Annotated in this window: 19 protein-coding genes and 1 tRNA gene; 11 read left to right on the top strand and 9 right to left on the bottom strand. The window is 73.6% G+C overall.

The window, feature by feature from the left end:
• Positions 1-11 precede the first annotated feature (11 nt).
• Together ABZ807_RS00580 and ABZ807_RS00585 are read left to right on the top strand one after the other, a co-directional pair.
• Positions 12-971, top strand: coding sequence for an EamA family transporter (locus ABZ807_RS00580; RefSeq protein ID WP_357151034.1), 960 nt, complete (start codon positions 12-14; stop codon positions 969-971).
• A gap of 13 nt (positions 972-984) precedes the next feature.
• On the top strand, positions 985-1,674 hold the full coding sequence (locus tag ABZ807_RS00585; RefSeq protein ID WP_357151036.1) for an HAD family hydrolase: 690 nt from the start codon (positions 985-987) through the stop codon (positions 1,672-1,674).
• Between the two features lie 150 nt (positions 1,675-1,824).
• On the opposite strand, the gene ABZ807_RS00590 is transcribed toward ABZ807_RS00585, so the two are convergent.
• Together ABZ807_RS00590 and ABZ807_RS00595 are read right to left on the bottom strand one after the other, a co-directional pair.
• On the bottom strand, positions 1,825-2,832 hold the full coding sequence (locus tag ABZ807_RS00590) for a DUF559 domain-containing protein (RefSeq protein WP_357151038.1): 1,008 nt from the start codon (positions 2,830-2,832) through the stop codon (positions 1,825-1,827).
• A 324-nt stretch (positions 2,833-3,156) separates the two neighbouring features.
• Positions 3,157-3,924: a helix-turn-helix domain-containing protein gene (locus ABZ807_RS00595; protein ID WP_357151040.1), complete on the bottom strand. Its 768-nt coding sequence runs from the start codon at positions 3,922-3,924 to the stop codon at positions 3,157-3,159.
• 63 nt (positions 3,925-3,987) lie between these two features.
• Here ABZ807_RS00595 and cysS point away from each other — a divergent pair, with 63 nt between their 5' ends.
• Together cysS and rlmB are read left to right on the top strand one after the other, a co-directional pair.
• Positions 3,988-5,403: a cysteine--tRNA ligase gene (gene cysS, locus ABZ807_RS00600; protein WP_357151042.1), complete on the top strand. Its 1,416-nt coding sequence runs from the start codon at positions 3,988-3,990 to the stop codon at positions 5,401-5,403.
• The gene (gene rlmB, locus ABZ807_RS00605; protein WP_357151044.1) at positions 5,403-6,530 is read left to right on the top strand and encodes a 23S rRNA (guanosine(2251)-2'-O)-methyltransferase RlmB; all 1,128 of its coding nucleotides are present in this window, start codon (positions 5,403-5,405) and stop codon (positions 6,528-6,530) included. The genes cysS and rlmB overlap by 1 nt, the downstream gene beginning before the upstream one ends.
• Before the next feature lie 68 nt (positions 6,531-6,598).
• On the opposite strand, the gene ugpC is transcribed toward rlmB, so the two are convergent.
• The gene (gene ugpC, locus ABZ807_RS00610) at positions 6,599-7,690 is read right to left on the bottom strand and encodes a sn-glycerol-3-phosphate ABC transporter ATP-binding protein UgpC (protein WP_357151046.1); all 1,092 of its coding nucleotides are present in this window, start codon (positions 7,688-7,690) and stop codon (positions 6,599-6,601) included.
• Between the two features lie 367 nt (positions 7,691-8,057).
• Here ugpC and ABZ807_RS00615 point away from each other — a divergent pair.
• A tRNA-Thr gene (locus ABZ807_RS00615) sits at positions 8,058-8,134 on the top strand.
• Between the two features lie 256 nt (positions 8,135-8,390).
• Here the strand turns inward: ABZ807_RS00615 and ABZ807_RS00620 are convergent.
• Positions 8,391-8,840 (bottom strand): DUF1801 domain-containing protein, encoded by a 450-nt coding sequence (locus ABZ807_RS00620; protein ID WP_357151047.1) that lies wholly within the window; start codon positions 8,838-8,840, stop codon positions 8,391-8,393.
• Positions 8,841-9,219: 379 nt separating this feature from the next.
• Between ABZ807_RS00620 and ABZ807_RS00625 the strand changes: the two genes are divergently transcribed.
• Positions 9,220-9,834 carry a histidine phosphatase family protein gene (locus ABZ807_RS00625; RefSeq protein WP_357151049.1) on the top strand — a complete coding sequence of 205 codons (615 nt, stop codon included), beginning with the start codon at positions 9,220-9,222 and terminating at the stop codon, positions 9,832-9,834.
• Positions 9,835-9,863: 29 nt separating this feature from the next.
• Entirely contained in the window at positions 9,864-10,289 is a 426-nt protein-coding gene (locus ABZ807_RS00630) for an ASCH domain-containing protein (RefSeq protein ID WP_357151051.1), read from the top strand.
• 108 nt (positions 10,290-10,397) lie between these two features.
• Here the strand turns inward: ABZ807_RS00630 and ABZ807_RS00635 are convergent, their stop codons facing one another.
• A complete protein-coding gene (locus tag ABZ807_RS00635; protein WP_357151053.1) occupies positions 10,398-10,904 on the bottom strand; it encodes a hypothetical protein in 507 nt (168 codons plus the stop codon).
• A 206-nt stretch (positions 10,905-11,110) separates the two neighbouring features.
• Between ABZ807_RS00635 and ABZ807_RS00640 the strand changes: the two genes are divergently transcribed.
• Both ABZ807_RS00640 and ABZ807_RS00645 read left to right on the top strand, forming a co-directional pair.
• Complete coding sequence (locus ABZ807_RS00640; protein ID WP_357151055.1) at positions 11,111-13,501, top strand: M4 family metallopeptidase; 2,391 nt, start codon at positions 11,111-11,113, stop codon at positions 13,499-13,501.
• A gap of 114 nt (positions 13,502-13,615) precedes the next feature.
• On the top strand, positions 13,616-14,383 hold the full coding sequence (locus ABZ807_RS00645) for an enoyl-CoA hydratase/isomerase family protein (protein ID WP_357151058.1): 768 nt from the start codon (positions 13,616-13,618) through the stop codon (positions 14,381-14,383).
• Positions 14,384-14,498: 115 nt separating this feature from the next.
• On the opposite strand, the gene ABZ807_RS00650 is transcribed toward ABZ807_RS00645, so the two are convergent.
• The gene (locus ABZ807_RS00650; protein WP_357151059.1) at positions 14,499-14,942 is read right to left on the bottom strand and encodes an HNH endonuclease; all 444 of its coding nucleotides are present in this window, start codon (positions 14,940-14,942) and stop codon (positions 14,499-14,501) included.
• A 300-nt stretch (positions 14,943-15,242) separates the two neighbouring features.
• Positions 15,243-16,769, bottom strand: coding sequence for an FAD-dependent oxidoreductase (locus ABZ807_RS00655; RefSeq protein WP_357151061.1), 1,527 nt, complete (start codon positions 16,767-16,769; stop codon positions 15,243-15,245).
• Between the two features lie 178 nt (positions 16,770-16,947).
• Here ABZ807_RS00655 and ABZ807_RS00660 point away from each other — a divergent pair, with 178 nt between their 5' ends.
• Positions 16,948-18,735, top strand: coding sequence for an NAD-binding protein (locus ABZ807_RS00660; RefSeq protein WP_357151063.1), 1,788 nt, complete (start codon positions 16,948-16,950; stop codon positions 18,733-18,735).
• 26 nt (positions 18,736-18,761) lie between these two features.
• Here the strand turns inward: ABZ807_RS00660 and ABZ807_RS00665 are convergent, their stop codons facing one another.
• Together ABZ807_RS00665 and ABZ807_RS00670 are read right to left on the bottom strand one after the other, a co-directional pair.
• Positions 18,762-19,997: an APC family permease gene (locus tag ABZ807_RS00665; protein WP_357151065.1), complete on the bottom strand. Its 1,236-nt coding sequence runs from the start codon at positions 19,995-19,997 to the stop codon at positions 18,762-18,764.
• 9 nt (positions 19,998-20,006) lie between these two features.
• Positions 20,007-20,774 carry a phosphatase PAP2 family protein gene (locus tag ABZ807_RS00670; protein WP_357151067.1) on the bottom strand — a complete coding sequence of 256 codons (768 nt, stop codon included), beginning with the start codon at positions 20,772-20,774 and terminating at the stop codon, positions 20,007-20,009.
• Positions 20,775-20,885: 111 nt separating this feature from the next.
• Between ABZ807_RS00670 and ABZ807_RS00675 the strand changes: the two genes are divergently transcribed.
• On the top strand, positions 20,886-22,097 hold the full coding sequence (locus ABZ807_RS00675; protein WP_357151069.1) for a DUF4032 domain-containing protein: 1,212 nt from the start codon (positions 20,886-20,888) through the stop codon (positions 22,095-22,097).
• Positions 22,098-22,230 lie beyond the last annotated feature (133 nt).

The following is a 22,230-nucleotide window of genomic DNA, read 5'->3' on the forward strand; positions in this document are numbered from 1 at the left end:
AGGAGAGCCCGATGCACGAACGATCCGCCGGCGCGGGCCTGGGGCTGGCCCTGCTGTCGGCCGTCACCTTCGCCACCTCGGGCACCTTCGCCCGCTCCCTGATCGAGGCCGACTGGTCGGCCGAGGCTGTCGTCCTCGCCCGGGTCGGGATCGCCGCCCTGGTGCTGGCGGTGCCGACCGCGCTCGCCCTGCGCGGCAAGGGCGCCGTGCTGCGTCGCAACCTCGGCCCGGTGAGCGTCTTCGGTCTGCTCGGCGTCGCCACCGCCCAGGCGTGCTTCTTCAACGCCGTCCGCTACCTGCCGGTCGGCGTGGCCCTGCTGCTGGAATACCTCGGCATCATCCTGGTCGTGGCCTGGATGTGGCTGGTGCACGGCCAGCGCCCCCGACGGCTCACCGTGGTCGGCTCGGTGGCGGCGCTGGCCGGACTGGCCTTCGTGCTCGACCTGACCGGCGCCGGTCGCCTCGACCCCGTGGGCGTGCTCTGGGGGCTCGGGGCCGCGGTGGGGTTGGCCGGCTACTTCGTGCTCGCCGCCCGGGTCGACGCCGACCTCCCGTCGGTCGCCATGGCCAGCGGTGGCATGGCCATCGGCGCGGCGGTCCTCGCCCTGCTCGGGCTGGTCGGGGTGCTGCCGCTGCACGCCACCTTCGGCGAGGTCGATTTTGCCGGGCAGCGCACCAGCTGGCTGGTCCCGATCGCCGGGCTGTCGCTGGTGGCCGCGGTGGTCGCGTACCAGGCCGGCATCGCGGCCACCCGGATCCTCGGTGCCCGGCTGTCGTCCTTCGTCGGGCTGACCGAGGTGATGTTCGCGGTGCTCATCGCCTGGCTGGTGCTGGCCGAACTGCCCAGCGTGGTGCAGCTGTTCGGGGGTGCGCTGATCGTCGCCGGGGTGGCGCTGGTCCGCCTCGACGAGCTGCGCGGCACCCGCGCCGAACGGTCGGACACCCCGGCCGAGCAGCCCGCCCTGACGTGAGACGGTCGGGGCCATGCTGACCGTGCTGGTGTTCGACGCCGACGAGACCCTGCTCGACCTGCGCCCGGCGGTCACCGGCGGGCTGGTGGCCGTACTCGAGGAGATGCGGCGGCTGACCCCGGCGGCGGCCGAGGTGTCCCTCGCGGACCTGGAGTCGGACTGGGGCGCGGTCTTCGGTGCGATGAGCGCGGCCCCGGTGCAGGAGATCCGGCGGGCCGCGCTGGCCCGCTCGCTGGCACGAGCCGGCCTGGCGGAGCGTCTCGACGAGCTGGCGGCGCTCTTCTTCGCCCGCCGGTTCGCGCTGACCCGGCCCTTCGCCGACGTGCTCCCCGCGCTGGCCACGCTGCGGCCCGGATTCCGCCTGGGCTACGCCACCAACGGCAACAGCCGGGCCGAACGCTGCGGGCTGGCCGGCGAGTTCGCCTTCGAGCTGTACGCGCACGACAACGGCCTGCCGAAGAAGCCCGACCCCGGGTTCTACTCGGCGGTGGTCGAGGCCGCGGGCGTGCCGGCGGAACAGATCGCGTACGTCGGGGACTCGCTCGCCCACGACGTGGTCGGCCCGCAGCGCGCCGGCCTGCGTGGGATCTGGCTCAACCGACACGGCCTCCCCTGCCCGCCCGGGGTACGCCCCGACGCCGAGGTGACCAGCCTGGCGGCCCTCCCCGGGGCACTGCGGGCACTGCAACCCGCGAATGCCTGATTGCTCTCCAGACCGGACTTGCATCTGGCGCCTCTGGCCGGGCTGCCCCTCCCTCGTTTGCGGCGTGTCGCGGTGTCCTGGTGAGCGGAGGGCGCGACATGCCGCAAACCGGGGAGCGACGCCGCCCGGCCCCGGGGTCAGCCGCAGCGGTCATCGCCGCCAGCCCCGGGCGGCCAGGGCGGCGCGAATCTCGCGGAGGACGGCCGGAAGGTCGTCGCGGAGGCGGCGGCTGGTCACGTGCAGCACGACCCAGCCGGCGGCCACGAGTTGGTTGAGGCGGCGGCGATCGCGGTGCAGTTGGTCCGGGTCCGAGTGCCACTGGCCGTCGTACTCCACCGCCACCCGGAACTCAGGCCAGGCCAGGTCGGGGTGCAGCACCAGGCCGGACGGCAGCCGGACCGGGTGTTGGGTGACCGGTCGGGGCAGGCCGGCCAAGACCAGGCGTACCCGCAGGTGGGACTCCGGCGGCGACTGCGCTCCTGCGTCGGCCAGGTCGAAGACCCGGCGCGCCCGCCGGCCACCGGGCCGATCGGCGAAGCGCTCGCCGACCTCGGCGAGGGCGGCAGGAGTGGTCAGGCAGTCGGCGAGTAGGGAGTCGACGATGCCGACCGCCCGCACCGGATCCAGCCACGCGGCCGTCTCCCAGGCGGCAATGGCCGGATGCGACCAGGGCCACGTGTCGGCCGTCCTGAAGGGCGGCGCGTCGCTCGGCGGGAGCCGACAGGGCGCGGTGGGCAGGCCGCCGACCACCGCAGTCCGTATGAGTCGTCGCCCGAGCAGGCCCGACGCGACGGCGTCGCCTGCCCGTCGTGGCACCAACGTCGTGTGTACCCGCACGCCTCGTTGACTGCGGACGCTCGTCGCCCACGGGGCGAGGACGTGGACGTCGTCGGTGAAGCCCGCCGCGTGCTCGACGCCGTGCAGGTGCGCCGCCGATGGCCCGGCGAGCACCGTCCCCGCGGGCATCCGCAGGGACACTGCGCGACAGGCCAGGCGGTGATCCCGGTCCAGGCGAGCGTCGGCGTAGACATCGTGACGCAGCCGCACCCAGGCGGAGCTGCGCAGCTGTTGTGGGCTCAGCAGGCCGTGCCGGACCGCGTCGGAGCCGCGGAAGACCTGCCAGGCCAGAAGGCTGGGCCGGTGTGCGAGGGAAGGCATACCGACCAGCGTGTGGGTCGCGAGGTGACCCCCGACACCCCTGTGGACAACCAGCCGGCCCCTCGCCTCGCCGCCCTGTGGAAAAAGCCCACCCAGCAGTCCGGCTCTGCTAGGGCCGCCGGGCCTTGATCCACTCGGTTTGCGGCGTGTGGTGGTGTCGGTGCGCTCGGGACAGCGCGACTCGCCGCAAACGGAGTCGATCAAGGCCCGGCGGAGTCGATCAAGGCCCGGCGGAGTCGATCAAGGCCCGGCGGAGTCGATCAAGGGGCCAAAACCGAGTCGATCAAGGGCCGGATCGGTCGGTCAAGGCTGGCGCGGGCGGGGTCAGGAGAGGGCGGCGGCGATCGACTGGGCGGCGGCGAGCACCTGCGCGCCGACGGTGCCGGCGTCCAGCGGGGCCAGGGCCACCACCCCGACGCTGGCCTCCAGCCCGGGCACCCCGAGCACCGGCGCGGCCACCCCGTACGCCCCGGGCTGGAGTTCCCCGACGGTGCTCACCGGGTCGGCGACGCCCGCCCGGCCGGCGAGGATGGCCAGGCCGGCCGCCCCACGCTCCAGCGGATGCCGCGCCCCCGTCCGGTACGCCACGTGGAACGACGTCCAGCTCGGCTCGACCACCGCCAGCGCCACCCCCTCACCGCCCTCGACCACGGTGAGGTGCGCGGTCGCGCCGGCCTGCTCGGCCAGCCGGCGCAGTGCCGGCAGCGCCCCCTCGGCGAGCAGTGGCTGGGCCCTGCGGGCCAGGTGCAGCACGCCGGCGCCGAGGCGCAGCCGGCCGTCGCCGTCCCGGCGCAGCATCCCGTGCCCGGTCAACGCCCCGACCAGCCGGTAGACGGCCGCCCGGCCGATGCCCAGCCGGTTCGCCGCCTCGGTCACGGTCAGCCCGGCGGGGGCGTCGGCCACCAGGTGCAGCAGGCGCAGGCCCCGGTCCAGGGTCTGCGCCGTCTCCCCGGCCCGGGCCGTCGCCTCGCTGGCCCCCGCCCGGTCCCGGGCCGCCGGCTCGCCGGCCTCCGCCCGGTCCCGGGCCGCCGCGCGGACCCCGGCCCGGGCCGCCGCGTCCCCGGGCTCGCCGGACCTCGCCGTCGTCTCCACAGCACGCAGCGTACGACCCGGCTCCGCGCGACCCCGGAAAGCATGGACGGCTACCCTTGTACGGTGACGCTACGCCTGTATGACACCGCCGCCCGATCGGTGCGGGACTTCGTCCCGCGGGAAGCCGGCAAGGTGGGGGTCTACCTGTGTGGTCTCACCCTCCAGGCCCCGCCGCACATCGGTCATCTTCGCTCTGGCGTCAACTACGACGTGCTGCGCCGCTGGCTGCTGGTCGCCGGCTACGAGGTCACCTTCATCCGCAACCTGACCGACATCGACGACAAGATCCTGGTCCGGGCGATGGAGCGGGGCCGGCCGTTCTGGACCATCGCGTACGCCAACGAGCTGATCCTGGCCGAGTCGTACCGGGCGCTGAACGTGCTGCCGCCGACGTACGAGCCGCGTGCCACCGGGCACATCCCGGAGATGCACGAGCTGATCGCCAGGCTGATCGCCGACGGGCACGCCTACCCGGCCACCGACGGCTCCGGCGACGTCTACTTCGACGTGGCCTCCTGGCCCGCGTACGGGTCGCTGTCCGGGCAGTCGCCGGACGACATGCAGTCCGCCGGGGACGCCCCCGAGCGCGGCAAGCGCGACCCGCGCGACTTCGCGCTCTGGAAGGGCGCCAAGCCGGACGAGCCGGCCGACGCGTACTGGCCGTCGCCGTGGGGCCGGGGCCGGCCTGGCTGGCACATCGAGTGCTCGGCGATGTGCTGGCGCTACCTGGGCGCCGAGTTCGACATCCACGGCGGCGGGCTGGACCTGACGTTCCCGCACCACGAGAACGAGATCGCCCAGTCGCAGGCCGCCGGGCTGCCCTTCGCCCGGTACTGGGTGCACCACGGGCTGCTCAGCATCGGCGGCGCCAAGATGGGCAAGTCGCTCGGCAACGCCCTCGACCTGACGTACGTGGACTCGCTCGGGGTCCGTCCCGTCGAGTTGCGCTACTACTACGCGGCGGCGCACTACCGGTCCCGGATCGACTACTCGGAGGACGCGCTGCGCGAAGCCGCGGTGGCGTACCGGCGGATCGAGGGCTTCGTCCAGCGGGCCGCCGAGCGGGTCGGCGGCGGCCAGTTCGGCGAGCTGCCGGTCGGCTTCGTCGCGGCGATGGACGACGACCTCAACACGTCGGCCGCCCTCGCGGTGCTGCACGAGGTGGTCCGGGACGGCAACACCGCGCTGACCGCCGGCGACGATGTGACCGTCCGCACGACCCTGGCCGCCGCCCGGGCCATGCTGGATATCCTCGGCGTCGACCCCCTGGATCCGGCCTGGACCGGCGGCGACCGCGCGGGAGACCTGCGCGGCGTGGTGGACTCCCTGGTCGCGCTGGCCCTGGAGCAGCGTGCCCAGGCCCGCGGCCGCAAGGACTGGGCCGCCGCCGACGCCGTACGCGACCAGCTCAAGCAGGCCGGCGTGGTGGTCGAGGACACCCCCCAGGGCCCCCGTTGGACTATTGGAGAGCAGGACTGATGGCCGGCAACTCGCAGCGCCGTGGCCGGCGACTGACACCGAAGGCGGGCGCCCCGAAGGGCTCCGGCGGCAAGAACAAGGACTCCCTCGCGGGCCGGGGCAAAACCCTGCCCGCCGACGAGCGGCCCTGGCACAAGGCGTACTCGGGCACCGAGAAGCTGCCGCAGCGCACCGCCTGGAAGCAGGACAAGGAGCGCCGCGCGGCGGCCGAGGAGGGGCGCGCCCCCAAGATTGGTCAGCCGGGCAGCAAGGACACCACCTGGGGCAAGGGCACCCGGGGCGTCGCCCCGAGCCGCGGTGGCGCCGGCGGCCGAGGTGGCAAGCCCACCGGTCGTACCGGCCCCCGGGTCGCGCCGGGCCGCAAGTCCAACCCGTCCAAGGACACCCCGGAGCTGCTGGTCGGCCGCAACCCGGTGCTGGAGTCGCTGCGTACGCAGGTGCCGGCGACCGCGCTCTACACCGCGCAGGGCATGGACGCCGACGACCGGATCAACGAGATCGTCCGGACGGCCGCCGACCGGGGCATCGCCATCCTGGAGATCAGCCGGGCCGAGCTGGACCGGATGACCGGCGGGGTGCTGCACCAGGGCGTCGGCCTCCAGGTGCCGCCGTTCGCCTACCAGCCCTTCGACGACATGATCGCCGCGTCGGTGGAGCACACCGCCCCGCTGCTGGTCGCGCTGGACGGGGTGACCGACCCGCGTAACCTGGGCGCGGTGATCCGCTCCGCCGCCGCGTTCGGCGCGCAGGGTGTCTTCGTACCCGAGCGGCGGGCCGCCGGGATCACCGCGACCGCCTGGCGGACCAGCGCCGGCGCGGCCGCGCGGGTGCCGGTCGCCCAGGTCACCAACCTGACCCGGTCGCTGAAGGCCTGCCAGGACGCCGGCTTCATGGTGGTCGGCCTGGATGCCGACGGCGAAACCGACCTGTACGACCTGGAAGCCGCCGTCGGCCCGCTGGTCGTGGTGGTCGGCTCGGAGGGGCGCGGGCTGTCCCGGCTGGTCGGGGAGACCTGCGACCTGACCGTCAGCATCCCGATGATCTCCGACGTGGAGTCGCTCAACGCCAGCGTCGCCGCCGCGGTCACCCTCGCCGAGGTTGCCCGCCGCCGCGCCGTCGAGGTCTGACTGACCCGCGCAGGCACCGACGAGAAGGGGCGGCCCGCCGACAGCGGACCGCCCCTTCTTCGCGTACGTCAGATCCGGTTGCCGGTGGTGGCGTGGAAGACGTGGCTGCGGCCGGTACGCGGCTTGACGAACACGGTGTCACCCATGTTCGGCATGGTGCGCCGGTCGGTGCGGACCACGAAGCGCTCGTCGTGACCCTGCAGCGCGGCGTGCCCGTAGACGTTGGCGTCCGAGCCGAGGTCCTCGACCAGCTCGACCACGACCGGCATGCCGCCCTCGGTCGGGCTGACCAGGTCGCAGTCCTCCGGACGGAAGCCGACGGTAACCTTGCCGTCGCCGTTCTCGGCCTGCGCGGCGGCGACCTGCTCCCGGGTCAGCGGGATGTGCAGCTCGGCGAAGGCGGCGCCCTGCTCGTTCAGCGGCACGGTCTTGATGTTCATGGCGGGGGAGCCCATGAAGCCGGCGACGAAGACGTTGGCCGGGGTGTCGTAGAGCGCGCGGGGAGTGTCCACCTGCTGGAGCACGCCGTCGAGCATGACCGCCACCCGGTGACCCATGGTCATCGCCTCGACCTGGTCGTGCGTGACGTAGACCGTGGTGATGCCGAGCTTGGCCTGCAGCGAGGCGATCTGGGTACGGGTCTGCACGCGGAGCTTGGCGTCGAGGTTCGACAGCGGCTCGTCCATGAGGAAGACCTGCGGCTCGCGGACGATCGCGCGCCCCATGGCGACCCGCTGGCGCTGGCCACCGGAGAGCGCCTTCGGCTTGCGGTTGAGGTACTCCTCCAGCTGGAGCAGCGCCGCCGCCTCCTTGACCCGCCGGTCGATCTCGTCCTTGGGGGTCTTGCGCAGCTTCAGCGCGAACGCCATGTTCTCGTACACCGACATGTGCGGGTAGAGGGCGTAGTTCTGGAAGACCATCGCGATGTCGCGGGCCTTCGGCGGCAGGTGGGTGACGTCGCGGTCGTCGATGTAGATCGCGCCGTCGTCGACGTCCTCCAGGCCGGCGAGCATCCGCAGGCTGGTGGACTTGCCGCAACCCGACGGGCCGACCAGGACGAGGAACTCCCCGTCGCCGATCTGGAGGTCGAGCTGGTTGACCGCGGGGCGCTCGGTACCCGGGTAGATCCGGGACGCCTTGGCGTAGGTGACCGTAGCCATGGTGGTGCGCTTCCTTTCACCGGCAGGAACGTGCCGGACGATCCGAGTGAAGGAGCCACCGGCACCTTCGGTGCCGGTCCACGGGCGACGTCCCTGGGGGCGGCCAAAGCCGATCGTGGGTGTCGTCCGTGCTACTGCACGGTAAACGGCTTTCTCCACCCTGCCAAGACGGGGGACACCGGGTGGGACGGACCCCTTGCACATTCCGGTCAGCCGGGCACGGCCAGGCATCAATCACCACCGAAGTCCGGGCGCGCGGTGCCGGGCTCTTGGCCGGTGCGGTCGGGAAATTGACGTTTTCCGTGCTCGGGATGCCTGCCAAGCGGGATTTCCGGGCGTCAGTCGCTATGCTGACGTCGACGCACGCGCCCCTGTAGCTCAGCTGGCCAGAGCACTCGCCTTGTAAGCGAGATGTCGCCGGTTCGATCCCGGCCGGGGGCTCCAATTCCATCAGGCGTTTCGCGGCGGACACCGCCGCGAGTCGTGCAGGCGGACAGCCGGCGGTCTCGCGGAGTTGGGCGAACGAGCGGCTGAGGTTGGTGTGGGACTCCGTGTGGATTCGGCACGGAAGGCTCAGCACGTCGTCGGGCTGTCGGCGAGCGTGCCAACGCGTAGTCGTACCTGGTCGTCCTGCCACTCCTGCCGAGATCCGGGTGGCGGCATCTCCACTCCAGCGATGCCGGCGGGGGACGAGAAATCCCTACGAAGCTGATCGATCAGTTGCTCGGTCGACGCCCTTGTGTACCCGCACCGTGCGGTCGATCAGCTCGCGCAGCGCGCTCTCGTCGACGTCGTTGAGTCGTTTCAGGTAGAGGCATCCCTTTCCGGTCTTGTGTGGCCCGAGCCGGGCGAGCACCGACGCGTGCCGCTCCTCGAACCCGCCCACCAGGTAGACGACGAGCTGCTGCTTGCGTGGCGAGAAGCCCGCCAGCGGCCAGTCGCCCGTGCGCCCGCTCTGATAGGTGTAGCGGTAGCTGCCGAAGCCCACGATGCTCGTGCCCCACATCACCGCGGGCTCGCCGGTCACCTCGCGCAGAATCGTGCAGAGGCGCTCCGCGTCGGCCCGTCGCCGTTCGTCGGGGACCGCGGCCAGGAAGTCCTCGATGCTGGCGTCGGTCGGCACCGTCACCGGCTGCTTCGAATTCGCCATGACGTGATGCTCCCACGCGAGTACCTCACCACGGTCGGGCGTCGCCGGCTTTCGGAGCGGGCCGCCCGCGATCGGGCCGCGTCACTCGCCGTCGGTCGACTCCTCGGGGAAGTAGACGGTGAGCGGGTGCCAGTCGAACCGGGCGATGCTGCGCGCCCGGGACGCCATGGACCGGGCGTACGCCGAACCGCTGGACATCCCGGCGCAACATCACCGACGAGCCGACCGAGCGCCCGTACGGGATCGACGACGGCTGGGCCTGGGTCGCCGGGACGTTCGCCGGGGCGTTGCGGCTGCCGTCTCGCTGACCGCGGCCGGGCGGCGACGGCCGGAAGGCGCGGGTTAGCATCGCGCCTTCCGGCCGCACGAGGAGACGACGATGGCCACCCGACTGCTCTACCTGGCCCGGCACGGCGAGCAGGACCGCCCGGAGGTCGAGTCGCCCGAGGTGGGGCTCTCCGAGCGGGGCCGCCGCCAGGCCGCGCTGCTCGGCCAGCGGCTGCGGGCCGTACCGTTGCGGGCCGTCCACCACGGACCGTTGCGCCGGGCCGTCGAGACCGCCGAGCTGGTCGCCGGGTCACTTCCGGGGGTCCCGGTGTACGCGACCGAGCTGGCCGGCGACCACCTCCCGCACGACACCGATCCGGCCGGCCTGCCCGCGGCGTACGCGAGTTTCCTGGCCGGCTTCTCGGCGCGCGAGCGGGCCGACGGGCCGCGACTGGCGGCGGAGGCCGTCGCACGGTTCGCCACCGCCCCGGCCGACGGTGACGTCCGCGAGCTGGTGATCACGCACAACTTCCTGATCGCCTGGCTGGTCCGGCACGCCCTGGACGCCCCGGAGCGGCGCTGGCTCGGGTCGAACCACCACAACGCCGGCCTGACCGTGATCCGCTACAGCTCGGCCGGGCCGCCCAGCCTGATCGCCTTCAACGACGTGGCCCACCTGCCGCCCGAGCTGCGCGGCACCGGACTGCCCAGCGATTATCGGGTGTGACCGCGCGCGGTGCCGGCTACGGTCGCCGGATGACGACGACGCCGCCCGACCTGCCGAAGTCCGAGTTCGCCTTTCCGGGGCCGCTGCGCGACCAGCTCGTCGCCGCCGTCCTTTCCGGCGCGAAGACGTCCACCACCGGCCTGCTTCAGGACCACGAGCTCGACGGCGAGCCACTGCCGGTGGTCGGCAACCGCTCCGTCGTGGTCGACTCCGCCGACCGCCCGGTCGCGATCATCGAGGTGACCGAGGTACGCGTCGTCCCGCTCCGCGACATCGATCTCGACCACGCCCGGGACGAGGGCGAGGGGTACGACTCGGTCGCCGCCTGGCGCGCCGGGCACGAGACGTACTGGCACGGGCCGGACTACCGGGGCTGGCTCGGCGACCCGGACTTCACCGTGGACGACGACACCCTCGCGGTGGTCCTACGGTTCCGGCTGCTCCGCCGGTGGTGACGGTCCGGTCATTCCACGCGGCCCGATCACGGCTGCGTTCGAACGACATCGGGCGGAGCTGCTCGGGCATCCGGCGCTGCTGGAGACGGCCGGCTGGTGGTCCGGCCGTCAGTCCAGGGCGGCGGCGCTGAGCAGGAGGTCGGCCACGGCGGGCGCGGCGGCCGGTGGCGGCGGACCGCAGTCGGTCCAGTTGACGGTGTTCGCGCCCACGGCCACCCGGTAGGTGAAGGCGTCCGCGCAGGAGCCGGTGTCGGCAGCGCCGCCGCTCATGGTCACAGTGCCCGCCAGCCCGTGCAGGCGGTCGAGTTCGCCCGGAGCGAGCTGACCCGTCCGGGTCGCCCCGGCAACGTCGGTCGCCGTCCATCGGCCGTCCGGTTCCACGGTCACCGTGTCCGCGCGGCCCGCGAAGCCGCCGGTGCGGGTCAGCACCACCCGGGAGGCGGTCGCGGTGGCGGAACCGGTGGCCGTGGCGCCCGGCGTGGTGGTGCCCTGCGTGGCGGTGCCCTGCGCGCTGTCGCCCGGCGTGGCCGTGGCGGCGCTGGCGGTGGGGGTGCTCGGCGTCGACGCAGGTGAACCGGAGTCGGTTGCTGAGCAGCCGGTCAGCAGGCCGGCCACAGTTACGATCTTGACAACGGCCAGGACGGGTGATCTCATGCCGTTCGGACGTGCGTCGTCGCCGCCGGGTTCCGTCACCAGGGCCGCCTCCCCCGTTCGGCCAGTGTCGCGCGCTGGAAGCGCTTCCCCTCTTCTCTTTTCCCCGGTGTATCGCTATATCTACATGCGTGACTACCCGCGTCACAACTTCCTTGTCAGGAGGGCACGTGAAAAGATCCCTCGCCGCCGTCAGCGCAGTGCTGCTCACCAGCGGCATGCTGACCTGCGTCGCCACCGCAGCGCAGGCGGCCCCCAGCACCCCCGCCCCGGACACCTCACCCGCAGCTCGTGCTGAGAGCCTGCTCCGCAGCAACCCCGGCGCCGTCCAGGGCGTCAGCGGAGAGTCCTACCAGGCCGTCCGCACGAAGGTGGACGCCAGCGGTGCGGCGCACACCCGCTACACCCGTACCTACAAGGGCCTCCGCGTCTACGGCGGCGACTTCGTCATCCACACGACGCCCACCGGCGGCTACGCCGGCTCCTCGGTCGGGCTGGCCGCCCCGCTGACCCTCGGCACCACCGCCAAGGTCTCCTCGTCCGCCGCCAAGGCGACCGCGCGCAAGACGTTCTCCGGCAGGCTCACCTCCGTGGGCGCCCCGGAGCTCTTCGTCGATGCCAGCTCCGGCAGGGGCCGCCTCGCCTATGAGACCGTCGCCGCCGGCTGGAAGGCCGACAAGCAGACCCCGTCCCGGCTGCACGTCATCACCGACGCCGCCACCGGCAAGGTGATCGGCTCGTACGACGAGATCGAGACGGTCTCCGGCACCGGCAACAGCATCTACTCCGGCTCGGTCAGCATCGACACCACGCTCTCCGGCAGCACGTACCAGATGATCGACCCGTCGCACGGCAACGGCTCCACCTGCGACATGAACCAGGGCACGTCGACCTGCACGACGTTCACCAACACCAGCAACACCTGGGGTAACGGCACGAACTCCGACCGGCGGTCCGCCGCGGTCGACGCCCACTTCGGCGCCGCCAAGACCTTCGACTACTTCAAGAACGTGCACGCCCGTAACGGCATCTTCGGCAACGGCACCGGCGTGCCGAGCCGGGTGCACTACGGCAACGCTTACGTCAACGCCTTCTGGGACGGCTCCCGGATGACGTACGGTGACGGCTCGGGCAACTCCCGCCCGCTGGTCTCCCTCGACGTGGCCGGCCACGAGATGAGCCACGGCGTCACCGAGAACGTGGTGCCGGGCGGCCTGACCTACTCCGGTGAGTCCGGCGGCCTGAACGAGGCCACCAGCGACATCTTCGGCTCGATGGTCGAGTTCTACGCCGCCGCGCCGAGCGACCCGGGCGACTACGACATCGGCGAGAAGATCAACATCAACGGCAACGGCACCCCGCTGCGCTACATGTACAACCCCGGCCTGGACGGCGCGTCGCACACCTGCTGGTCCACCAGCACCAAGAACGTCGACGTGCACTACTCGTCCGGCCCGGCCAACCACTTCTTCTTCAACCTGGCCGAGGGCACCGGTTCCACCGCGTACGGCACCTCGCCGGTCTGCGGCTCCGCCCCGGCGGTGACCGGCATCGGCCGCGACAAGGCCGAGAAGATCTGGTTCCGCGCCCTGGACGTGTACTTCACCTCCAACACCTCGTACGTCAACACCACCACGCCGTCGAACACCTCCCGGGCGTACAGCCTCCGCGCGGCGACCGACCTGTACGGCACCTGCTCCACCGAGTACAAGGCCGTCCAGGCGGCGTGGACCGCGGTGGCCGTCTCCGGCAACGACGCGCCCTGCTCGACCGGTAACGACTTCTCCGTCTCGCTCTCCCCGACCTCCGGCTCGGTGACCGCGGGCGGCCAGGTCTCCACCACCGTCACCACCGCCACCACCGGTGGCACCGCGCAGACCGTGACGTTCTCCGCGTCCGGCCTGCCGACCGGCGCCTCCGCCACGTTCAACCCGACCTCGGTCACCTCGGGCGGTTCGTCGACCCTCACCATCTCCACCTTGGCCAGCACCCCGGCCGGCACCTACCCGGTCACCGTCACCGGCGCGGGCTCGGTGAACCGGACGGCGACCTACACGCTGACCGTCAACGGCACCGGCGGCGGCTGCACCAGTCCCGGCCAGAAGCTCGGCAACCCCGGCTTCGAGTCCGGCACCACCCCGTGGGCGTCGACCTCGGGCGTCATCGGCTCGTTCATTGGCCAGCCCGCCCGTACCGGCACCCGCAACGCCTGGATGGACGGCTACGGCATCACCCACACCGACACGCTCTCCCAGTCGGTGAGCCTGCCGGCCGGGTGCACGTCGTACAACTTCAGCTTCTGGCTGCACATCGACTCGGCGGAGACCACCACCAGCACCGCGTACGACACGTTCAAGGTGCAGGTGCTCAACTCCACCGGGACGGTGCTGGCGACCCTGGCGACCTACTCGAACCTGAACAAGGCCGCCGGGTACTCGCAGAAGTCGTTCTCGCTGGCCTCGTACGCCGGCCAGACCGTCACCCTGAAGTTCACCGGCACCGAGGACATCTCGCTCCAGACGTCCTTCGTGGTCGACGACACCGCGGTCGACGTCTCCTGACCTGACCTCACCGTCGGCGGGCCCGGCGGCCACCCCTCGCGGGTGGTCGTCGGGCCCGCGCCGTTATGGTCGCCGGACCGGGCTCGGCGGGTGCCGGCCGGCGGGGAAGGGGTGGTGGCGGTGTCGGACGCGGAGCTGACCGTCGAGATGACCGGCGCGGTGGCGACGGTGACGATCCGGAACCCGGCCCGGCGCAACGCGATGACGCCGGACATGTGGCGGCAACTGCCGGTGCTGCTCGACGGACTGGAGGCCGACCCCGCGGTGCGCGCCCTGGTGCTCACCGGCGCGGGCGGCACCTTCTGCGCCGGCGCCGACCTGGGCGACCTGGGCGAGCTGCTGGACGCCGGCGACCACAGCATCGCGGTCGTCGCCGAGGAGCGACTGGCCGCCTTCGCCAAGCCGACCGTCGCCGCCGTTCAGGGGCCCTGCGTCGGCGGCGGCTGCCAGCTCGCCGTCGCCTGCGACCTGCGCATCGCCGCCCCGGGCGCCCGCTTCGGCGTACCGCCGGCCCGGCTCGGGCTGGTCTACCCGGCGCCGACCACCCGCCGGCTGACCCGGCTGGTCGGCCCCGCCACCGCGAAGTTCCTGCTCTTCACCGCCGAGCTGATCGACGCCGAGCGGGCGCTGCGGGTCGGCCTGGTGGACGAGGTGGTCGACGAACTCGCCGCCCGGGTGGACGCGATCACCACCGCCATCGTGCAGCGCTCGCAGCTCAGTGTCGCGGCCGCCAAGGAGATCGTGGACGACCGGGCCGGGCCGGCGCGGATCGCCTGGTGGCACCGGAAGGTGCGGGACAGCGGCGAGGCCCGCGAGGGGGTCGCGGCCCACCACGAGCGCCGCGCGCCGAACTTCGCCTGGTCGCCGTCCGACCGCCCCTGACCGCCGCGTCCACCGGACTGACCGGGGCGGCTCCGCCCGGCCGGCGGAGAGGACCGGCGGGCGCCGCGCCGGAGGCGTACCCCGACGCGACCCCCTGTGCCCGCCGGCCGGCCGGTCACCGCCCGGCGAACGCGGCCCAGCTCGGCGTCACCGGCTCGCGCCGCAGCGGCATGTCCGCCTCGGCCGGCGTCCGGTCGCCCTTGCGCTGGTTGCAGGCGTAGCAGGCGGCGGTGGTGTTCCTCCAGGTGTTCCGGCCGCCGCGCGAGCGGGGCAGGATGTGGTCGATGGTGCTGGCCGGGCCGCCGCAGTACGCGCAGCACCGGGCGTCGCGGCGCAGCACGCCGGCCCGGGACCAGGCGGGCCCGGCGTGGAACCGCCAGCGGGTGACGACGTACCGGACGAGGCGGACCACCCGGGGGACCGGGAAGACCCCGATGACCTGGTCCGGTTCGGCCTCGTGGATCTCGGCGACCCGGCGGCAGAGCATCCGGATCGCGTGCTGGACGGTGACCCGGTGCAGCGGGCCGAGATCGGCGTTGATGACGAGGACGGCGTCCACCGGGCTCTCCCTTCACGTCGGCGGTGGATCGGGCCGGACGGCGAAAAGCCGCCCGGTCCGGGGTGGGACGGGCGGCTGGAACGCGTGCGGGCACGCGTCAGTCGGGCCACCCGTCCCGGGGACCTTCGGCTCGGCAACCATCGAGCGGCAGCGTCGACCACGCGCACGTGACGTGCGACAACGACATGGCTGGCTCCCGGCGGGCTGGTTGACCTTGCGCGACCACGGTAGGGCGGGGCCGACGGGGCAGGCAACGCATTTCGATGCCCGCGCGGGGCGGTTCAGCGCCGGACACGCCGCTCAGCGTCGGGCCAGCAGGCCGCGGGGCCGGATGGACCGTACGGGCTCGGCCGCCGTGCCCTCGGCCCGCAGGATGTGGTTGGCGGCGATGATGCCGGTCGCCGCCGAGCGCTCCATCAGCGCGCTCGGGAACCCGGTCCGGATACCGTCGCCGGCCAGGTAGAGGCCCGCGGCGTCGGTGCGTACCCCCGGCCGGTCGGCGTGGCTGCCCGGGGTGAACGCCGGGGCCCGGGCCTCCACCCGGGCGCGCAGCTCGCGGACCCGCAGCCCGGCCGCCTCCGGCCAGAGCGAAGCCAGCTCGACCCGCATCCGCTCGGCCAGCTCCTCGGCGGGCACGCCCACGCCGCAGGCGTACGCGTGCAGCTCCACCACCGAACCGCCGGTCCGCTCGGCCCACCGGCGGGACTCGTGCTCGAGCCGGTGGTAGAGGGTCACCGAGTCCAGGGTGGGCTGCCGGGACACCCCGCTGAACACCGCCCGGTCGGCGCGGACGTCCCCGTCCATCCAGTACCGTGCCACCGCGTACGGCGGACCGGGCCGGCCGAACGCGGGCATCCGGGCCACCAGCCGGGGCGCCGCCCCAGGCAGGCCGGGGGACGCCGTGACCAGCGCGGCGAGCGCGGGCGGGTCGACGGCGAGCACCACGTGCCCGGCGCCGTACGACGAGCCGTCCGCGGTCCGCACCCGCCAGCCGCCGGGCTCCCGGTCCAGCCGGATGGCGGCGGCGCCGGTGACCACCCGGCCGCCGTGCTCGCCCACGTGCCGGGTCAGCGGCTGCCAGATCGCCGTCGCGTAGTCCTCGTCCGGGCAGTCGAAGGCCAGCCCCTCCGGGTTGCCCAACAGGTAGAAGTGGAACTGGGCGATCAGCTCGGCGGCCGACATCTCCGCCTCGCGGTTGAAGAACGAGTGCGAGAAGACCTCGAAGAGCATGGCCCGGGCCCGGTCCGGCAGCCGCAACGAGGTGAGCAGCTCGTCGGCGGTGGTGGTGTCGAACTCCGCGTAGGTGCGGACCGGGTCGTAGGCGAGCAGCGGCAGCGCGGCGTCCCGGTCCATCCTGCGCAGGTCGGCCAGGCGCAGGCTGGGGCTGCGCAGCAGGAGGGCGAGCAGGTTCGCCGGCGGGGCCGCCGGCAGCCGGCCGAACTCCTCCGTCGGCCACCGTCCACTCAGGATCGGGTACCCGGGGACCGGCTTGAGGAAGCCCAGGCCCGGGTCGATCCGGCGCAGGATCGCGCGCCAGTTGTAGTACTGCCGGAAGAACGCGTGGAAGCCGTGCTCGTTGACCTGGGTGCCGTCGGCGAGGGCCTCCGGCCAGGCGCCGAGCCGGCCGCCGATCGTCGGCGCGGTCTCCAGCACGGTCACCGCCACCCCCCGCTCGGCGAGCACCACGGCCGCGGACATGCCGGCGATCCCGCCGCCGACCACCACGGCCGCCACCGGGCGCGGCACGCGGGGGCTGCCACCGCCGCCCGGGTCGACCACCTGCTCCCGTACGCCGATGAGCCGGCCCAGCAGCTGCGACAGCGCCATGTGCACCTTCCCGCCGATGTAGCCTCAGTCTGCCCCGGTCAGCCCTCCGACGGCAGCAGGCAGCGCCGTTCGCGGTCAGAGGCGGGCCAGACGTACTCCAGGTCGGGCGGGACGGGGCGACATGCGCTCATGATTGGCGGGGCTGCGCCCGGTGCGATCGACTGACTACGATCCGGTCATGGCGGAACCCCTGCGCGATCGCGCGCGTCGCGCGACCGGCTGGCGGTTACGGGCCAACGGCGATACGCGGCCGCACTACGTGGTCTGCGGGAACGATCCGCTCGCCTACTGGGTGGTGAAGGCGCTGCTCGCCACCGAGCTGGCGCAAGGCCGGGTACGCATCACCCTGGTGGTGCCCGAGCGCCGCCGCTCCGAGGGGCCGGACGGCCGCGACGTGGACGGCATCCAGGTGGTCCGGGCCGACCGGCTCGACGAGGCCACCTTCCGGCGGGCCGGCCTGGCCGGGGCGGACGGGTTGGCGCTGCTGCACCAGGACGACGTGGGCAACATGCACGCCGCGCTCTGCGCGCAGGAGGTCGAGCCCCGGCTGCGCCTGGTGGTGCGCATGTTCAACACCAGCCTGGCCAACGGCCTGCGCGAGCTCTTCCCCGACTCGGCGGTGCTCTCCGACGCCTCGATCGCCGCCCCGGCGTTCGTGGCCGCCGCCCTCGGTGAGGTGGCCCCCACCCACTTCCGGCACGCCGGGCGCACCCTCTACGTGGCCCGCCGCGAGGACGTCCGCCCCGGCGACGTCGTCTGCGGGTTGGCCGTGACCACGGATCCGGCCCTGGTCCGCGTGCTGCCGGCCGACGAACCGGCGGCCGACGTGGTGCTCGCCGAGGCGAGCGGCCAGCCGGCCGGCACCGAGCTGGCCGCCCGCCGGCTGGTCCGGGCCCGACGCCGCCGGCAACCGCTCGCGGTGCTGCTCCGGGCGGTCCGCAGCTTCGCCACCCGCAAGATCGGGATCGCGGTGATCGTGCTGCTGGCGGTGATCGCGGTGCTCGGCTGGCTGAACGCCCGCGCGGTCGACGTGAGCTGGGCCGAAGCGCTCTACCTGACGCTGGTCACCACGCTCACCGGCCAGGACCCGGACGTCACCAAGCCGGCCGCCGCGCAGATCATGCAGGTGGTGCTCAACCTGGCCGGGCTGGCGCTGATCCCGCTGATCACCGCCGTGGTGGTGGACGGCGTCGTCAACGCCCGGCTCGCCCTGCACGACGGCCGGATCCAGCCCGACCGCACCGGGCACGTCGTGGTGGTGGGGCTGGGCAACATCGGCACCCGGGTGATGGCCCAGCTGCGCGACTTCGGCGTGGAGGTGGTGGCGATCGACCGGACCGCCGAGGCGCGCGGCGCGGCGCTGGCCCGCCGGCTGGGCGTACCGCTGATCGTCGGGGACGCGGCCCGGGAGGAGACCCTGCGCTCCGCCTCCGTGGAGGCCTGCCAGGCGTTGGTGGTGGCCTCCACCGACGACGGGGCCAACCTGCGCGCCGCGCTCAACGCCCGGGCGCTCAACGCCGAGCTGAGGGTGGTGCTGCGGCTCTTCGACGGCGACTTCGCCGAGCGGATCCAGCAGGCGTTCGACATCGGCATCTCGCGCAGCGTGTCGTACCTGGCCGCGCCCGCGTTCGCGGCCGCGTTGCTGGACCGGGCGGTGATCGCCACCATCCCGGTCGACCGGCACGCGCTGCTGGTGGTGGAGGTGCCGGTGGTGGCCGGCGCGCCGCTGGACGGCCGGCCGCTGGCCGCCGTGGCCCGCCCGGGCGAGGTGCGCCTGCTCGCGCACACCCGGGCCGGGCAGCGGACGGACTGGTCCGGCGACCCGCGGATGGTGATCAACGCGGGGGACCGGCTGACCGTGGTGGCCCGGCGGGCCGGGCTGAGCGCACTGCTGCGCGAGACGACTCCGCCGCCGTTGCCCCCGGGTCCGGACGGCGTGCCCGCGCCCCGAGGGCCGGAGGAATGACCTCGGCGGCGCGCCGTGGGTAGGTCTTAAACCCTGTGGCGGACGGCGTACCAGGCGGCGCCGAGGGCGAGCACACCGAAGCCGGCGAGCACGCTGGTCAGCGGCAGGCCGACCGCGAGCAGCAGGCAACCGACCAGCCCCAGCGCGGCGAGCAGTTGGACGGGCAGCTTCCGGGCCGGGTCCCGGCCCAGGGTGAGCGCCGACGCGTTGGCGATCGCGTAGTAGACCAGCACCGTGCAGCTGGAGAAGCCGATCGCGCCGCGCACGTCGCCGAGCGCCACCACCACGACCACCACGGCGGCCACCGCCAGCTCCGCGCGGTGCGGCACCCGGTGGACGGGATGCACCGCGGCCAACGCGCCGGGCATGTCCCGACGGCGGGCCATCGCCAGCAGGGTCCGGCCGACCCCGGCGACCAGGGAGAGCAGGACCCCGGTCACCGCGACGGTCGCCCCGGCCCGGACCACCCAGGCCAGGCCGGGCAGCCCCGCGGCGGTCACCACGTCGACCAGGGGCGCGGCGGAGGCGGCCAGCCGGTCGGCCCCGAGCACGCCGACCGCGACCACGGCGACGAGCAGGTAGATCGCCAGCACCACGCCGAGGGCCAGCGGCACCGCCCGGGGGATGGTCCGCTCCGGGTCGCGTACCTCCTCGCCGAGGGTGGCGATCCGGGCGTACCCGGCGAAGGCGAAGAAGAGCAGCCCCGCCGCGGTCAGCACCCCGTGGGTGGAGCCACCGGACCCGGCGAGCCGGTCCAGCCGGACGTCGCCGGCCGCCAGCCCGGCCACCACGATCAGGGCCAGCACGGCCAGCACCACGACCACCAGCACTCGCGTCGTGGCGGCGGTCTTGGCGATGCCGCGCAGGTTCACCGCGGTCACCGCGACCACGGCGGCGACGGCGACGACCCTGGCCTGCCCGGGCCAGAGGTACGCCCCGATGGTCAGCGCCATCGCCGCGCAGCTCGCCGTCTTGCCGACCACGAACCCCCAGCCGGCCAGGAAGCCGGCGAACGGGTTGAGCCGCTCCCGCCCGTAGACGTACGTGCCGCCCGACTCCGGGTAGCGCGCGGCCAGCCGGGCCGAGCTGGTCGCGTTGCAGAACGCGATGAAGCCGGCCACCGCCAGCGCGACCAGCAGTCCGCCGCCCCCGGCCGAGGCGGCGGCCGGGGCGAAGACCACGAAGACGCCCGCGCCGAGCATCGACCCCAGGCCGATCACCACCGCGTCGGGTACGCCCAGCCGTCGCCTCAGTCGTTGCACGGGCGCAGGCTAGGTGACCGAGGTGAACGGCCGGTCCCAGCTCCGTAACCGGCCGGGAAGCGGCAGGTCGTCCCAGGGCACCCGGTGCAGCAGCCGGTCCAGCACCAGCCCGAGCAGCAGCCCGGCCACCGAGTCGGTCAGCCAGTGCCAACCCAGGTAGGTGGTGGTGGTCAGCACCACCAGCGGCGGCGCCACCCGGACGACGGTGACCAGCCAGCCCGGTACCGTACGGCCGAAGTTGCCCAGCAGCGGCGCGATCAACAGCGCCAGCACGCCGTACCAGACGATCGCGTTGGCGACGTGGCCCGACGGGTAGGACTGCGCGTAGCTGACCGGCAGCTCGTGCTGGAACAGCGGCAGGGTCTGCTCGGGCGGCAGGAACGGCTCCTTGATGCTCGCGCTGGGCGCGGGGCGGGCGGTCCAGACCTTGAGCGGGCCGATGGTCAGGTTGGTCAGCGCGAAGGCGGCCACCGGGGGCAGCACCGGGCGGACCGAGCGCAGCCGGACCGCCAGCAGCACGCCGAGCCCGGCGGCGAGGAGCGTCAACGGGGTGCCCTGGCCGAGGAAGTTGAACACCCGCGCCACCCAGTACGCCACCGCCGGCCGGTGGTCCCCGGCCCAGTCGGCCACCGCCCGGTCGACGGCGAAGAGGTGGCCGGTGGCGAGCGCCACGGTCAGCCCGACCAGCCCGGCCAGCAGCAGCGCGTCCCACCACCAGCCGGCGGGGCGTACCCGCCGTGGCCGGGCCGCGCCGCGTACCGCCGTGGTCTCCCGCACGCGATCACGCTACCGGCCGCCGGCGGCGGCCGGCCGGCGCGGGCCGCGGCGGCTGTGTGCCGAGCCACGAAGGGAAGCGTCCGACGGGGGGCAACCCGCACACTTGTCCCCGTGCGGATCACCTCGGCCCTCGTCGACCCGGCGCTGCTCGACCTCCCCTGGTCGACGCCGTTGGAGCAGTGGCCTGCCCGTCACCTGGTGGCGCTGCCGCAGGGCATCTCCCGGCACATTGTCCGCTTCGTCCGGCTCGGCGACTACGTGTACGCGGTCAAGGAGACCGGCGAGCGGGTCGCCGAGCGGGAGTACGACCTGCTCCGCGCGCTGGAGCGGATCGACTTCCCGTCGGTGGAGGCGATCGCGGTCGTGGCCGACCGGCAGACCGACGACGGTGCGCCGCTCGACCCGGTGCTGATCACCCGGCACCTGCAGTTCTCGCTGCCCTACCGGGCGCTCTTCTCGCACACCCTGCGCCCGGAGACGATGGGCCGGCTGCTCGACGCGCTCGCCGCGCTGCTGGTGCGGATGCACCTGACCGGTTTCTTCTGGGGCGACTGCTCGCTGTCGAACACACTCTTCCGCCGGGACGCGGGCGCGTTCGCCGCCTATCTGGTGGACGCGGAGACCGGGGCGCTGCACCACTCGCTCTCCAACGGCCAGCGCGGCGAGGACCTGGAGATCGCCCGGGTCAACATCTTCGGCGAGGCGCTGGACCTCCAGGCCGCCGGGCTGCTGCACGAGTCGATCGACCCGGAGCTGGTCTGCGAGGAGGTCGTGCAGCGCTACGAGCGGCTCTGGCATGAGGTCACCTACGAGCAGCAGGTCGAGCGGGAGGCCCGGCACGACATCGAGCGGCGCATCCGCCGCCTCAACGAGCTGGGCTTCGACGTCGCCGAGGTGGCCATGTCGACGGTCGACAACGGGCGGTACCTGGTCCGCCCGAAGGTGGTCGACGCCGGCTACCACACCCGGCGGCTGCTGCGGCTGACCGGCCTGGACGCCGAGGAGAACCAGGCCCGCCGCCTGCTCAACGACCTGGACGCCTACCGGGTGGAGAGCGACCTGACCGACGAGCAGCAGGCGGCCCACCGCTGGCTGACCGAGGTCTTCGAGCCGGTGGTCCGGGCGGTGCCTGCGCACCTGCGCCGCAAGCTGGAACCGCAGGAGCTCTTCGCGCAGATCATCGAGCACAAGTGGCTGCTCTCCGAGCAGGCCGGCCGGGATGTCGGGATGGGTCCGGCGGTGCAGTCGTACCTCGCCGACGTGCTGGTGCACCGCCCCGACGAGCAGGCCGTGCTCGGCGTCGAGGTGCCCACCGCCGGCTGACCGTCCGGGCACGGTGCCGTGCCGCTGGGTCGGGGCGGCCTTCGCCGACCGGCGCCCGACCAGCCGCCAGCCCGCCTCCGCGCGCCGCCACGGCCGGTTCCGGGAAACGTCGGCCCGACGCAGGGTGTTGTGC

It is taken from the genome of Micromonospora sp. NPDC047548, from assembly GCF_040642975.1.
GTDB lineage: Bacteria > Actinomycetota > Actinomycetes > Mycobacteriales > Micromonosporaceae > Micromonospora.